General features: G+C 64.5%; 2 protein-coding genes. Both read left to right on the top strand.

What is annotated here, in order from left to right; genetic code table 11:
* The first annotated feature begins 210 nt into the window (after positions 1-210).
* Positions 211-963: an alpha/beta fold hydrolase gene (locus tag N2A98_RS18365; protein WP_275622474.1), complete on the top strand. Its 753-nt coding sequence runs from the start codon at positions 211-213 to the stop codon at positions 961-963.
* A 50-nt stretch (positions 964-1,013) separates the two neighbouring features.
* Positions 1,014-13,910: a non-ribosomal peptide synthetase gene (locus tag N2A98_RS18360; RefSeq protein WP_275622473.1), complete on the top strand. Its 12,897-nt coding sequence runs from the start codon at positions 1,014-1,016 to the stop codon at positions 13,908-13,910.
* Positions 13,911-13,927 lie beyond the last annotated feature (17 nt).

The following is a 13,927-nucleotide window of genomic DNA, read 5'->3' as shown; positions in this document are numbered from 1 at the left end:
TTGTCAAATGAGAAGGCGAACTAATCTTATGCCTTGGGCAAAGGTGTGAACCACGTCTCGCTCGCCCCCGGCGACTAATTATTTGCCGCCTCCGTCCGTTCTCATGGGTGACAGGTTCGTTAGCACAACGGCCAAGGATCAGCACCCGCAGGAGGACCAGATGGGTTTTTATCGTGCATTCAGCGTGTTTCAGTTTGGAGTCCTCGCCGGATGAGTACGCCCCTGCGGCTACGCCTGTTTTGCCTGCCCCATTCAGGCGCCAGCGCCTCGGTCTATGCGCGCTGGCGCCGGGTGCTGCCGGACTGGTTGCAAGTGTGCCCGCTGGAATTGCCGGGGCGCGGCATGCGCATGGACGAGCCGTTGCAGCGCGATATCAAGGCCCTGGCCGCGCAGCTTGCTGAAGAGATCAGCCGTGATCTGGATGGCCCTTATGCCTTGTTCGGCCACAGCCTTGGCGGGCTGTTGGCGTTTGAACTGGCTCACGCTTTAAACGCGCGCAATCTGCCTGCGCCCCTGGCGTTGTTTGCGTCCGGTACGGCGGGCCCGGCGCGTCGTGATGTGAGCGAGTACGCCGTCGAAAAGACCGATGCCCAACTCATTGCCCGCCTGCGCGAATTACAGGGGACCGCCGAAGAAGCCCTGGCCAACCCTGAGTTGATGCAACTGATGTTGCCGATCCTGCGCGCTGATTTTCTGCTGTGCGGCAGTTTCACCTATGGCGAGCGCCAGCCCCTGGCGCTGCCGATCCATGTGTTCGGTGGCAAGCACGACAGCGTGCGTGCCGACCAGTTGCTCGACTGGCAACTCGACGCCGCCAGTGGGTTTTCCCTGGACATGTTTGACGGCCACCACTTCTTTCTCGTGCAGCACGAAAGCGCCGTGCTGCGCTGTGTGCGTCGCTATGCCGACGAGCACCTGACGCGCTGGCGCATTGGCGCGGCGCGGCAGCTCGCCGCCGGCTGAACCCCACCGTTTCCCGAATTTCCCGTAAGCCGATTTCAGGCAGGAACCCCATGATGGACGCCTTCGAACTCCCCCGCACCCTGGTCCAGTCCCTTCAACAGCGTGCTGCGCAGACGCCGGACCAGGTGGCGTTGCGCTTCCTCGCCGAGAGCGCCGAGCACAGCGTGGTGCTCAGTTATCGCGACCTCGACCAGCGTGCCCGTACCATCGCCGCCGCCTTGCAAGCCAACGCTGGCCTGGGCGAGCGTGCGGTGTTGCTGTTCCCGAGTGGCCCGGACTATGTGGCGGCGTTCTTTGGTTGCCTGTACGCCGGGGTGATCGCGGTGCCGGCGTATCCGCCCGAATCCACGCGCCGTCATCACCAGGAGCGTCTGCTGTCGATCATCAGCGATGCCGAGCCGCGGCTGCTGTTGACCATTGCCAGCCTCAGCGAAGGCCTGGCGCAGATTGAAAATGCGCCCACGGTGTTGAGCGTCGACACCTTGGAGGCGCAGCAGGCCGACCAATGGGTTGAGCCCGACCTCAAGGCCGACGACATCGCCTTCCTGCAATACACCTCCGGCTCCACCGCGTTGCCCAAGGGCGTGCAAGTCAGTCACGGCAACCTGGTAGCCAACGAACTGCTGATTCGTCGCGGCTTTGGGATCGACCTCAACCCTGACGACGTGATCGTCAGCTGGCTGCCGCTGTACCACGACATGGGCCTGATCGGCGGCCTGCTGCAACCGATCTTCAGCGGCGTGCCCTGCGTGTTGATGTCGCCGGCCTATTTCCTCGGCCGGCCCTTGCGCTGGCTGGAGGCGATCAGCGAATACGGCGGCACCATCAGCGGTGGCCCGGATTTCGCCTACCGTCTGTGCAGCGAACGGGTCAGTGAGTCGGCCCTGGAGCGCCTCGACTTGAGCCGCTGGCGCGTGGCTTATTCGGGCTCCGAACCGATCCGCCTCGACACCCTGGAACGCTTCGCGGAAAAATTCGCCGCCTGTGGCTTCACCCCGAATAATTTCTTCGCATCCTACGGCCTCGCCGAAGCCACCCTGTTTGTCGCCGGCGGCAGTCGTGGCCGTGGCATTCCCGCCCTGCGCGTGGACGAGCAGGCGCTGGCCGCCAACCGTGCCGAACCGGGGCAGGGCCCTGCGATCATGAGTTGCGGCACTAGCCAGCCGGACCACGCCGTGCTGATCGCCGACCCGCACACCCTCACCGAGCTGCCCGACCAGTGCGTCGGCGAACTCTGGGCCACGGGCCCGAGCATCGCCCACGGCTACTGGCGCAACCCCGAAGCTAGCGCCAAGACCTTCGTCCAGCACGCCGGCCGCACCTGGTTGCGCACCGGTGACCTGGGCTTTATCCGCGACGGCGAGGTGTACATCACCGGGCGCCTGAAAGACCTGCTGATCGTGCGCGGCCATAACCTCTACCCCCAGGACATCGAACAGACCATCGAGCGCGAAGTGGAAGTGGTGCGCAAGGGCCGGGTCGCCGCGTTTGCGGTCAATGACCAGGGCCTGGAAGGCATCGGCATCGCGGCGGAAATCAGCCGCAGCGTGCAGAAAATCCTGCCGCCCGAAGCGCTGATCAAAGCGATCCGCCAAGCCGTGGCCGAGGCCTGCCAGCAAGCCCCGAGCGTGGTGGTGCTGCTCAACCCCGGCGCGTTGCCAAAAACCTCCAGCGGCAAAGTGCAGCGTGCGGCCTGTGCGCTTCGGCATGCCGATGGCAGCCTCGACAGCTACGCGCAGTTCCCCGGGCAGCAGGGGCCGGCGAGCGAAGTGGCGCTGGAATCGGACCTGCAACAGCAGATCGCGGCGATCTGGTGCGAACAACTGCAACTGGCTCATGTGGCGGGCGACGATCACTTTTTCTTGCTGGGCGGCAACTCCATCACCGCGACCCAAGTGGTCGCCCGCCTGCGCGCAACCCTCGGGCTGGAGTTGAACCTGCGCCTGCTGTTCGAAGCGCCGACACTTGCGGCCTTTGCTGCGGCTGTGGCGCACCTGCAACAGGACGGCGGCATGGCCCAAGGCGCAATCCACGCGCTGTCGCGTCAAGAAGACCTGCCCCAATCCCTGGCACAGAACCGCCTGTGGATCACCTGGCAATTGGACCCTCACAGCAGCGCCTACACCATTCCCGGCGCCTTGCACCTGCGCGGCGAGCTGGATGAAGACGCGCTGCGCCACAGCTTCCAGCAACTGATCAAGCGCCACGAAGCCCTGCGCACACGCTTCTACGAGCGCGACGGCCAGGCGTTCCAGCGTGTCGAGGCTTCGGCGGATTTCGAACTGCCGCTCATCGACCTTAGCGACTTGCCCCACGCCGAGCGCGAAGCCCGTGCGCAACAGGTTCGCGAAGACCTGGCGCGCAGCCCGTTCGACCTGGAAAAAGGCCCATTGCTGCGGGTGACCCTGGTGCGCCTGGACGATGAAGAGCACCAATTGCTGGTGACCTTGCACCACATCATTGCCGACGGTTGGTCGCTGAATATCCTGATCGACGAGTTCTCGCGCCTGTACGCCGCTGCCGCCCAGGGCCAACCCCTGGAGCTGCCGCCGTTGGCCTTGCAATACGCCGACTACGGCAGCTGGCAGCGCCAATGGCTGGCCGAAGGCGAAGGCCAGCGACAGCTGACGTACTGGAAAGCGCAGTTGGGTGACGAGCATCCGGCCCTGAACCTGGCCACCGATCACCCGCGCGCCGCCCAGCATCGGCACAGCGCCGCGCGCCATAGCGTGCGCCTGGATGCGCGCCTCAGTGCGGCGATACGCCAGACCGCCCAGGCCCATGACTCGACGCCGTTCATGCTGCTGCTGGCGACGTTCCAGACCTTGCTCTATCGCTACAGTGGCCAGCGCGATATCCGTATCGGCGTGCCCAATGCCAACCGTCCGCGCCAGGAAACCCAGGGCCTGATCGGCTTCTTTATCAACACCTTGGTGCTGCGCGCCGAGCTGGACGGGCGCCTGCCGTTCAATCAGCTGTTGGCCGCCACTCGCGAGACCACATTGGCTGCCCAGGCCCATCAGGACCTGCCCTTTGAGCAACTGCTGGAAGCCTTCCCCCAGGCCCGCGAACAGGGCCTGTTCCAGGTCATGTTCAACCACCAGCAACGTGACCTCAGTGCCTTGCGCCGCCTGCCGGGCTTGCTGGCCGATGAGTTGCCCTGGCACAGCCGCGAAGCCAAGTTCGACTTGCAACTGCACAGCGAAGAAGATCGCAATGGGCGCTTGAGCCTGTCGTTCGACTACGCCGACGAGTTGTTCGATTGCGCGACCATCCAGCGCCTGGCCGAGCACTTCATCCATCTACTTCACGCTGTGTGTGCGCACCCACAACACGCCATCGGCGACCTGCCGTTGATGCAGACCGACGAACAGCAGGCGTGGAGCGAAGCCCCTTGCGCGCCGGCCCGGCACTGGTTGCCCGAGCTGCTCAGCCAACAGACGTCGGACGCCACCGCGCTGGTCTGGCAAGACGGCAGCCTGACCTTCGCCCAACTGCACACCCAGGCCAACCGCCTGGCCCATTACCTGCGCGACAAAGGCGTCGGCCCGGACGTGTGCGTAGCCATCGCCGCCGAGCGTTCGCCGCAACTGCTGATCGGCCTGCTCGCCATCATCAAGGCTGGTGGCGCCTACGTGCCGCTGGACCCGGATTACCCCGCCGAGCGCCTGGCCTACATGCTCAAGGACAGCGGCGTGCAACTGCTGCTCACCCAGACCGCCTTGCTCCCCCAACTGCCCAGTGCCGAAGGCGTGTGCGTGATCGCCATGGACAGCCTGCACCTCGACAGCTGGCCGACCCAGGCGCCCGGCTTGCACCTGCACGGCGATAACCTCGCCTACGTGATCTACACCTCCGGTTCCACCGGCCAACCCAAAGGCGTGGGCAACACCCACGGCGCCCTGGCTGAGCGTTTGCAGTGGATGCAGGCCACCTATCAGTTGAACGACACCGATGTGCTGATGCAAAAGGCGCCGATCAGTTTCGACGTGTCGGTGTGGGAATGCTTCTGGCCATTGATTACCGGCTGCCGCCTGGTATTGGCCGGGCCGGGCGAACATCGCGACCCGCACCGTATCGCGCAGCTTGTGCAGGAACATGGGGTGACCACGCTGCACTTCGTGCCGCCGCTGTTGCAGCTGTTTATCGACGAGCCGCTGGTGGCCGAATGCACCAGCCTGCGTCGCCTGTTCTCCGGTGGCGAAGCCTTGCCTGCCGAATTGCGTAACCGCGTATTGGCACGCTTGCCAGCGGTGCAATTGCACAACCGCTATGGCCCGACCGAAACCGCGATCAACGTCACCCATTGGCAGTGCGCTGCCTCGGATGGCGAGCGCTCGCCGATTGGTCGGCCTTTGGGCAATGTGATCTGTCGCGTGCTGGACGAGCAGCTCAACCCGCTGCCGGCCGGTGTGCCGGGCGAACTGTGCATCGGCGGCATCGGCCTGGCGCGGGGTTACCTGGGCCGTGCCGGGCTGACGGCCGAACGTTTTGTCGCCGACCCGTTGGGCGCGGCGGGCACTCGGTTGTATCGCACCGGTGACCGTGCGCGCTGGAACGCCGATGGCGTGCTCGAATACCTCGGGCGCCTCGATCAGCAGGTCAAACTGCGGGGTTTCCGGGTGGAGCCGGAAGAAATCGAAGCGCGCCTGCTGGCCCTCGCAGGCATCGCCCAAGCCGTGGTGCTGGTGCGTGATGCCCAGTTGATCGGCTACTACACCGCCGACGCCGAACTGGATGAGCAAACGGTCAAAATCGCCCTGGCGGCCGAGTTGCCGGAGTACATGGTGCCCGCGCTGCTGATGCGCCTGGACGCCATGCCCCTGAGCCCCAGCGGCAAGCTCGACCGGCGCGCCTTGCCGGAGCCGGTATGGCAAACCCGCGAACACGTCGAACCGCACACAGTCTTGCAGCTGCAAATCGCCGCGATCTGGCGCGAGGTGCTGGGCCTGCCACGCATCGGCCTGCGCGATGACTTTTTCGCACTGGGCGGGCACTCGTTGCTGGCCACGCAAATCATCTCTCGCACCCGCCAGGCTTGTGACGTCGAACTGCCGCTGCGCACCCTGTTCGAAGCCAGCGAGCTGGGCGATTTTGCCGAGCAGGTCGGGCTGATCCAGGCGGCGGGCCAGCGCAACCAACAGACTGCCATCGCCAAAGTCGATCGCAGCCAGCCAGTCCCCTTGTCCTATTCCCAGCAGCGCATGTGGTTTCTCTGGCAGATGGAACCGGACAGCCCGGCCTACAACGTCGGCGGCATGGCGCGCCTGCGCGGTGTACTGGATGTGGGGCGTTTCGAGGCGGCCTTGCAAGCCTTGATCATGCGTCATGAAACCCTGCGCACCACCTTCCCAAGCGTTGACGGTGTGGCCTGTCAGAAGGTCTCGGCGCAAACCACTGTGCGCATGGGCTGGCAGGACTTCTGCGCACTGGATGAGCCGCAGCGCCAGCAGCGTTTGCAGCAACTGGCCGATGTCGAGGCGCACACGCCGTTCAACCTGGAAACCGGGCCGCTGTTGCGCGCTTGCCTGGTCAAGGCCGGCGAGCAAGAACATTACCTGGTGCTGACCCTGCACCATATCGTCACCGAAGGCTGGGCCATGGACATCTTTGCCCGTGAACTCAGCGCCCTGTATGAAGCCTTTATCGACGAGCGCGACTCGCCGCTGCCAGCGTTGCCGGTGCAGTACCTCGACTACAGCGTGTGGCAACGCCAGTGGATGGAAGCCGGTGAGCGCCAGCGCCAGCTGGACTACTGGACCGCCCAACTGGGCAACGAACACCCATTGCTGGAACTGCCCGGCGACCGTCCACGGCCACCGGTGCAAAGCCACCGGGGCGAGCTGTACCGCTTTGACTTGAGCGATGAGCTGGCCGCCCGCGTGCGTGCCTTCAACGCGCAACACGGCCTCACGCTGTTCATGACCATGACCGCGACCCTGGCGGTGTTGCTCTACCGCTACAGCGGCCAGACCGACCTGCGCATCGGCGCGCCCGTGGCCAACCGTATCCGTCCGGAAAGCGAAGGCTTGATTGGCGCGTTCCTCAATACCCAGGTGCTGCGTTGCCAGCTGACTGGGCAGATGCAGGTCAGCGAGTTGTTCGAGCAGGTGCGTCACACCGTGATCGAGGGTCAGTCCCATCAGGACCTGCCGTTCGACCACCTGGTGGAAGCTCTGCAACCACCGCGCAGCGCGGCGTACAACCCGTTGTTCCAGGTGATGTGCAACGTGCAGCGCTGGGAATTCCAGCAAAGCCGCCAACTGGCCGGCATGACCGTGGAGTACCTGGCCAACGATGCGAGAGCGACCAAGTTCGACCTCAACCTGGAAGTCACCGACCTCGACCATCGCCTGGGTTGCTGCCTGACCTACAGCACCGACCTGTTCGACGAGCCGCGCATTGCACGCATGGCCGCGCATTGGTGCAACCTGCTCGAAGCGCTGATCGCCTATCCCGGCCAGCGCCTCAGCGAATTGCCGTTGCTGAGCGCCGATGAGCAACGCGCCTTGCAAGACAGCCTGGGGGCGGAGAAGGGCGCGCATCGCCTCGACCAGTGCATCCATCAACTGTTCAGCCAACAGGCGAGCCAGCGGCCGGATGCCCCGGCGCTGACCTTTGCCGGTGTGACCCTCAGTTATGCGCAACTGGATGAGCGCGCCAACCGCCTGGCCTGGATGCTACGCGAGCGTGGCGTGGGCCCGCAGGTGCGCGTGGGTTTGGCACTGCCGCGTTCGCTGGAAATGGTCATCGGTTTGCTGGCGATCCTCAAGGCCGGCGGCGCCTACGTGCCGCTGGACCCGGAATACCCGCTGGACCGCTTGCATTACATGATCGAAGACAGTGGCATCGGCCTGCTGCTCAGTGATGCGGCCCTGTTCGAAGCCCTGGGTGAATTGCCGGCGACGGTGGCGTGCTGGTGCCTGGAGGATGACTCGCCGGTGCTGGCCAATTACCCCGCCGAGGCGCTGCCGTTCGTGAGTCTGGCGCAACACCAGGCGTACCTCATCTACACCTCGGGCTCCACGGGCAAGCCCAAAGGCGTGGTGGTGTCCCACGGTGAGATCGCCATGCATTGCCAAGCGGTGATCGAGCGCTTTGACATGCGCCCGGATGACTGCGAGCTGCACTTTTATTCGATCAACTTTGACGCCGCCACCGAGCGTTTGCTGGTGCCGCTGCTGTGCGGGGCGCGGGTGGTATTGCGCGCCCAGGGCCAGTGGGATGCCGAAGAGATCTGCGCGCTGATCCGTACCCATCGCATCAATGTGCTCGGTTTCACCCCCAGCTACGGCAGCCAGTTGGCGCAGTGGCTGGCGACCCAACAACAGACGCTGCCGGTGCGTATGTGCATCACCGGTGGCGAAGCCTTGACCGGCGAACACCTGCAACGCATCCGTGCGGCGTTCACGCCCCAGCTGTTCTTCAACGCTTACGGCCCCACCGAAACCGTGGTGATGCCCCTGGCCAGCCTGGCGCCCGAGCGGTTGGAGGAGGGCGCCGGCAGTGTGCCGATTGGCAGCATCGTCGGTGAGCGCGTGGCCTACATTCTCGACGCCGACCTGGCGCTGGTGCCCCAGGGCGCCAGCGGTGAGCTGTACATCGGTGGCACCGGCCTGGCCCAGGGTTATCACCAGCGGCCGGGGATGACGGCCGAGCGTTTTGTCGCAGACCCGTTTGCTGGAAAGGGCGGGCGCCTGTACCGCACCGGCGACCTGGTACGCCAACGCGCCGATGGCCTGGTGGAGTACCTGGGGCGTATCGACCATCAGGTGAAGATCCGCGGTTTTCGCATCGAACTGGGCGAAATCGAAACACGCTTGCTCGAACACGAGGCCGTGCGCGAAGCGGTGGTGCTGGCCCTGGATGCGCCGAGCGGCAAACAGCTGGTGGCGTACCTGGTCAGCGATGCCGAGCACGTCGCCTTGCGCGACGCGTTGAGGGCACACCTCAAGGCGCAATTGCCGGACTACATGGTGCCCGCGCATCTGATCGTGCTGCAAAGCATGCCGTTGACCGCCAACGGCAAGCTCGACCGCCGCGCCTTGCCGGAGCCGGACCCAGAGGCCAATCGCCAGGCCTACGTGGCGCCCCGCAGCGAGCTGGAACACAGCCTGGCCGCCATCTGGTGCGCGGTGCTGAACGTGGAGCAAGTCGGCCTCGACGATAACTTCTTTGAGCTGGGCGGCGACTCGATCCTGTCGATCCAGGTGGTCAGCCGTGCGCGCCAGGCCGGGATTCATTTCAGCCCCCGTGACCTGTTCCAGCACCAGACGGTACAGAGCCTGGCTGCCGTGGCGACCCGCTCGGAGCGAGTCATCGCCGAGCAGGGGCTGCTGACCGGCCCCTCTGGCCTCACGCCGATTCAGCACTGGTTCTTCGACACCGACATCCCGGCGCGCCAGCATTGGAACCAGGCATTGGTGCTCAAGCCGCTGCAACTGCTCGACCCCCATCGCTTGGAACAAGCGCTGCTGGCGGTGCTGGAACACCACGACGCGCTGCGCTTGAGCTTTACCCCGCGCGATGCGCAATGGCATGCCGAACACCTGGGCGTGCCGGAAGGCGGCGTGCTGCTGCAGGCGCAGGTGCGCGACATGCAGGCATGCACCGCGTTGTTCACCGACACCCAGCGCAGCCTCGACCTGGCACAGGGCCCGCTGTTGCGCGCCTTGCTGGTGGATGGGCCGCAAGGCCAGCAACGCTTGCTGATCGCCATCCATCACCTGGTGGTGGACGGCGTGTCGTGGCGCGTCCTGCTGGAAGACCTGCAAAACGTTTATCGCCAACTCAGTGCGGGCCAGTCTGTCAGCCTGCCGGCCAAAACCAGCGCGCTGCGCGATTGGGCCGCGCGCTTGCAAGCCTATGCCCACAGTGAATCCCTGCGCGAAGAGCTGAGCCTGTGGCAAGCGCAATTGGCTGGCCCGGCCGTGGCCTTGCCGGTTCAGCGCTCCCAAGGCACATTGCGAAACTGCGATGCCGAAACGGTCAGCGTGCGCCTGGATGCCGAGCGTACCCGGCAGTTGCTGCAACAGGCGCCGAGTGCCTATCGCACCCAGGTCAACGACCTGTTGCTCACCGCCCTGGCCCGCGTGCTATGCCGCTGGAGCGGGCAGGCCTCGGCATTGATCCAGCTGGAAGGCCATGGCCGCGAAACCTTGTTCGATGACATCGACCTGACCCGCAGCGTGGGCTGGTTCACCAGTGCCTATCCATTGCGCCTGACACCCCAAGCCGAGCAGAGCGACTCGATCAAGGCGATCAAGGAACAACTGCGTGGTGTGCCCCATAAAGGCTTGGGCTATGGCGTGCTGCGTTACCTGGCCGATGACCTGTGCAAGCAGAGCATGGCCGCGTTGCCGAGCGCGCAGATCACCTTCAACTACCTGGGCCAGTTCGACCAGAGCTTTGGCACTGAGGCGCTGTTCCATCCACTGGAGGAATCCGCCGGCCTGGCCCATGACACGGATGCGCCGTTGCCCAATGAACTGAGCATCGACAGCCAGGTCTACGGCGGCGAGCTGGTGTTGCGCTGGACCTTCAGCCGCGAGCGTCATGATCAACAGGTGATTCGCGATCTGGCCGAGGCTTACCTGGCCGAATTGCACAGCCTGATCGCCCATTGCCTGCAGGCCGATGCCGGCGGCCTCACGCCGTCCGACTTCCCCCTGGCGCACCTGACCCAGGTGCAACTGGACGCCTTGCCGGTCCCGGCCAGCGCCATCGAAGACGTCTACCCGCTGACCCCGATGCAGGAGGGCCTGCTGCTGCACACCTTGCTGGAGCCTGGCACCGGTCTGTATTACATGCAGGACCGCTACCGCATCAACAGCGCCCTGGACCCGGAGCGTTTTGCCCAGGCCTGGCAAGCGGTGATCGCCCGCCACGAAGCCTTGCGCGCCTCGTTCTGCTGGAACGTCGGCGAAGACATGCTGCAAGTGATCCACAAGCCCGGCAGCACGCCGATTGAATACCTGGACTGGAGCGCCGACCCGCAGGATGAGCAGGAGCCGCGCCTGCAAGCCTTGCTCAAGGCCGAGCGCGAGGCCGGTTTTGACTTGCTCAACCAGGCGCCTTTCCACTTGCGCCTGATTCGCGTGGGCGAGGCGCGCTACTGGTTCATGATGAGCAACCACCACATCCTGATCGATGCCTGGTGCCGTTCGCTGCTGATGAATGACTTCTTCGATATCTACACAGCCCTGGGCGAAGGCCACGACGCGCAACTGGCGACGCCGCCGCGCTACCGCGACTACATTGCCTGGCTGCAACGCCAGAACCTCAACGAAGCGCGCCAGTGGTGGCAGCAAAACTTGCAAGGCTTCGAGCGCGCCACACCGATCCCGAGCGACCGCCCGTTCCTGCGCGAACACGCCGGTGGCAGCGGCGGCATGGTGGTGGGCGACTGCTACACCCGCCTGGATGCCCGCGACGGTGCGCAACTGCGTGAACTGGCCCAGGCGCATCAACTCACCGTCAACACTTTCGCCCAGGCCGCGTGGGCCTTGGTGCTGCGGCGTTTAAGTGGCGATCGCGACGTGCTGTTCGGCGTCACCGTGGCCGGGCGCCCTGTGGACATGCCTGAGATGCAACGCACCGTCGGCCTGTTTATCAACAGCATCGCGTTGCGGGTAAAACTGCCCGAGGACGGCCAGACGTGCAGCGTGCGCCAGTGGTTGAGCGCTTTGCTCGACAGCAATATGCAACTGCGCGAGTACGAATACCTGCCACTGGTGACGATTCAGGAACACAGCGAATTGCCCAAGGGCCAGCCGCTGTTCGACAGCCTCTTTGTGTTTGAGAACGCGCCGGTGGAAGTCTCGGTGCTGGACCGTGCGCAAAGCCTCAATGCCACCTCGGATTCTGGCCGCACCCACACCAACTTCCCGCTGACGGCGGTGTGTTATCCGGGGGATGACCTCGGTTTGCACCTGTCCTACGACCAGCGTTATTTCGACGAAAGCACCGTGCAAGGCATGCTCGCTGAGTTCAAACGCCTGTTGCTGGCGCTGGTGCAGGGCTTCCATGGCGACATGGCCGAGCTGCCATTGATTGGCGAGCAGGAGCTTGAATTCCTGGTGCTGGGCTGTAATCAGAGTGAGCAGGCCTACCCACTGGAGACGAGCTACATCGAGCTGTTCGAGGCCCAGGTGGCAGAGCATCCGCAGCGTATCGCCGCCAGTTGCCTGGACCAGCAATGGAGCTACGACGAATTGAACCGTCGCAGTAACGGCCTGGGCCACGCCTTGATTGCGGCTGGTGTGGGCCTGGACCAACCGGTGGCGTTGCTGGCTGAACGTGGGTTGGACTTGCTCGGCATGATCATCGGCAGCTTCAAGGCCGGTGCCGGTTACCTGCCGCTGGACCCAGGGCTGCCCGGCCCGCGCCTGAGCCGCATCATCGACTTGAGCTGCACACCGTTGCTGGTGTGCACCGAAGCGTGCCGGGAACAGGCCATCAAACTGCTTGAAGGCTGCGACTGCCAGTTGCTGGTGTGGGAGGAAATCCCCGCCCGTGGCGAAAACCCCGGTGTCTACAGCGGCCCGGACAACCTTGCCTACGTGATCTACACCTCGGGTTCTACCGGCTTGCCCAAGGGCGTGATGGTCGAACAGCGTGGCATGCTCAATAACCAGTTGAGCAAGGTACCGTACCTGAGCTTGAGCGATGCCGATGTGATCGCCCAGACCGCGTCGCAAAGCTTCGATATTTCCGTCTGGCAGTTCCTCGCCGCGCCGCTGTTTGGCGCACGGGTGGACATCGTGCCCAATGCCATCGCCCATGATCCGCAAGGGCTGCTAGCTCACGTTCAAGCACAGGGCATCACCGTGCTGGAAAGTGTGCCATCGCTGATTCAGGGCATGCTGGCCCAGGAGCGCATCAGCCTCGACGGCCTGCGCTGGATGTTGCCGACCGGGGAGGCCATGCCGCCGGAGTTGGCCCATCAGTGGCTGCAACGTTACCCGCAGATTGGCCTGGTGAACGCCTACGGGCCGGCGGAATGCTCCGATGATGTGGCGTTCTTCCGCGTCGATCTGGCCTCGACCCGTGGCACTTACCTGCCAATTGGTACGCCGACCGACAATAACCGTTTGTACCTGCTCGATGGCGCCTTGGAGTTGGTGCCTCAAGGCGCGGTCGGTGAGTTGTGTGTCGCCGGCACCGGTGTCGGTCGCGGCTATGTCAGCGATCCGCTGCGCACCGCCCAGGTGTTTGTGCCCAACCCCTTCGGCGCGCCTGGCGAGCGACTCTACCGTACCGGCGACCTGGCGCGGCGCCGCAGCGATGGCGTGCTGGAGTATGTCGGTCGTATCGACCACCAGGTGAAGATTCGCGGCTACCGCATCGAACTGGGTGAAATCGAAGCGCGCCTGCACGAACAACCCCATGTGCGTGACGCGGCGGTGGGTGTGCAAGAGGGGGCCAACGGCAAGCACCTGGTCGGCTATCTGGTGGCAGCCGATGCCACGCTGGAACCGAATGAACAGCTGGAGCGCATCAAGCAACGCCTGCGTGCCGAACTGCCCGAATACATGGTGCCGCTGCATTGGCTCTGGCTTGAACGCCTGCCCCTGAATGCCAACGGCAAACTCGACCGCAAGGCCCTGCCGGCGCTGGAGATCGGCCAGTTGCACAGCCAGGACTACGTGGCGCCTCGCAATGAACTGGAAACCACTCTGGCCGGAATTTGGGCCGAGGTGTTGAGGGTTGAAAGGGTCGGGGTGCAGGACAACTTCTTCGAACTGGGCGGGCACTCGCTGCTGGCTACGCAGATCGCTTCGCGGGTGCAGAAGACGTTGCAGCGCGACGTGCCGCTGCGGGCGATGTTCGAGTGCAGCACAGTGGCGGAGCTGGCGGAGTATATCGACGGGTTGGCGGCCAATGAGATCAGTGCCGAGAAGGTGGATCGGTTGAGTGATTTGATGGCTGAGTTGGAGGGGTTCTAAGGCGCAAAGGGCGCTGT

Origin of the sequence: Pseudomonas sp. FJ2-5-13 (genome assembly GCF_029201605.1) — a bacterium.
Lineage (GTDB): Bacteria > Pseudomonadota > Gammaproteobacteria > Pseudomonadales > Pseudomonadaceae > Aquipseudomonas > Aquipseudomonas lactis.
This window is presented reverse-complemented; position numbering and strand designations above follow the sequence as displayed.